The organism is Terrabacter sp. P5_B1 (genome assembly GCF_056400505.1).
Genome location: NZ_JBFULD010000501.1, coordinates 1 through 1960, shown reverse-complemented (window position 1 = coordinate 1960; position 1960 = coordinate 1). Strand labels below are relative to the sequence as shown.

The window sequence follows — 1960 nt, the reverse complement described above, 5'->3', positions numbered from 1 at the left end:
CTGCGCGGAGGCGTCGCGCGCACCTCGCGAGTTTGAGTCCGACCGGGCGACGCCCTTAGTTTGGGGCGGTTGTCCCACTGTCGAGACTGCCCTCACGAGGGGCTGGGAGAAACGCATGTCAACACAGACCCAGAGCCGACCACCCACACCGCGGGCCGGCTCGCGCGCCGATGACCGCGCCTTCTTCGGGCACCCGAAGGGGCTGTCGACGCTCTTCTTCGTCGAGCTGTGGGAGCGCTTCTCCTACTACGGCATGCGCGCCATCCTGCTGTACTTCCTCGTCGACACCGCCGCCAACGGCGGCCTCGGCATCGACAAGACGACCGGCACCGCCGTCGTCGCGATCTACGGCGCCTCCGTCTACCTGCTCTCGATCATCGGCGGCTTCACCGCGGACCGGCTCTTCGGTGCCCGGCGCTCGACGCTCTACGGGGCCGTCGTCATCATGGCCGGCCACGTCTGCCTCGCGATCCCGGCCGCAGGCACGGCCTGGCTCGGCATCGCGCTCGTCGCCCTCGGCACGGGACTGCTCAAGCCCAACGTGTCCGCCATGGTCGGCACGCTCTACAGGCCCGATGACGCCCGTCGGGACGGCGGCTTCTCGATCTTCTACATGTCGATCAACATCGGCTCGTTCTTCTCACCGCTCGTCGTCGGCTGGCTGCGCGAGCACTACGGCTACCACGCCGGGTTCTCCGCCGCGGCGGTCGGCATGGCCGTCGCCATCACGTGGTTCGTCCTCGGCCGCAGGGCCCTCGGCTCCGCCGTCGACGACGTGCCCAACCCGCTCTCGCCCCAGGAGCGCGGCCGGGTCACGGGTCTCGCGGTGGGCGCGGTCGTCGCCTTCGCACTGGTCGTCGTGCTCGCCGGCCTGTGGCGCGACACCCTGCTCGACCAGGTCATCGACGCGATCTCGATCGTCGCCGTGCTGACGCCGATCGCCTACTTCACGATGATGTTCCGCAGCCCCAAGGTCGAGCGCGAGGAGAAGTCGCACCTCGCGGCCTACCTGCCGCTGTGGATCGGCGCGATGCTCTTCTGGATGATCTTCGAGCAGGCCGCCGGCAAGATGGCGCTCTTCGCCGCCGACAACACCGTCAAGCAGACGGCCGGCGTCACGATCAACCCCGAGTGGTTCCAGTCGATCAACCCGCTCGCCATCGTGCTCCTCGCCCCGGTCTTCGGCTGGATCTGGACCAGGCGCGCCGGCCGTTTCCCGTCCACGCCGATGAAGTTCGTCCTCGGTGTCGCGCTCATCGGCCTGTCCGCGCTCGCCATGTCGTGGGCCTTCGCCACCTTCCAGGGCAACACGGCGCCGGTCTACATCCTCGGCGGTGTCTTCGTGATGCAGACGGTCGCCGAGCTGTGTCTCTCGCCGGTCGGCCTCTCCGCCACGACGCGCCTCGCGCCCCGTGCCTTCGCGAGCCAGGCGATGGCCCTGTGGTTCCTCGGCAGCGCCGCCGGCCAGGCCATCGCCGCGCAGCTCATCCAGGCCATGGGAGGCCTCAGCGACGCGGCGTACTACCTCGTCAACGGCGTCATCACCCTCGTCGTGGCCGGCGTGCTGCTCGCGCTCGTGCCGTGGATCCGTCGCAAGATGTCCACCGCCGAGGTGCACGCGCTCGACGCGGCACCGGTGCGCTGACGTGATCATCACCCTGGCCGGCGTCACCCCGGCGGTCCACGAGACCGCCTGGGTGGCGCCGAGCGCCGACCTGGTCGGAGCCGTGGACCTCCGGGCGCAGTCGAGCGTCTGGTACACCGCGGTGCTCCGCGCGGACTTCGACCCGATCGTGCTCGGTGAGCGGAGCAACCTGCAGGACGGTGTCGTCGTGCACACCGACGCCGGGCACCCGACGACGATCGGCTCCGGTGTCTCGGTCGGCCACCGCGCCGTGCTCCACGGCTGCACCATCGAGGACGACTGCCTCATCGGGATGGGCTCGGTCGTGCTCAACGG

Annotated in this window: 2 protein-coding genes; both read left to right on the top strand. The window is 69.8% G+C overall.

Annotated features, from left to right (window positions below; translation table 11 throughout):
• Positions 1-115 precede the first annotated feature (115 nt).
• Positions 116-1645 (top strand): peptide MFS transporter, encoded by a 1530-nt coding sequence (locus tag AC1DP0_RS21395; protein ID WP_478088515.1) that lies wholly within the window; start codon positions 116-118, stop codon positions 1643-1645.
• Position 1646: 1 nt separating this feature from the next.
• Positions 1647-1960: gamma carbonic anhydrase family protein (locus AC1DP0_RS21390; protein ID WP_478088513.1), on the top strand; the 314-nt coding region annotated here is incomplete at its 3' end.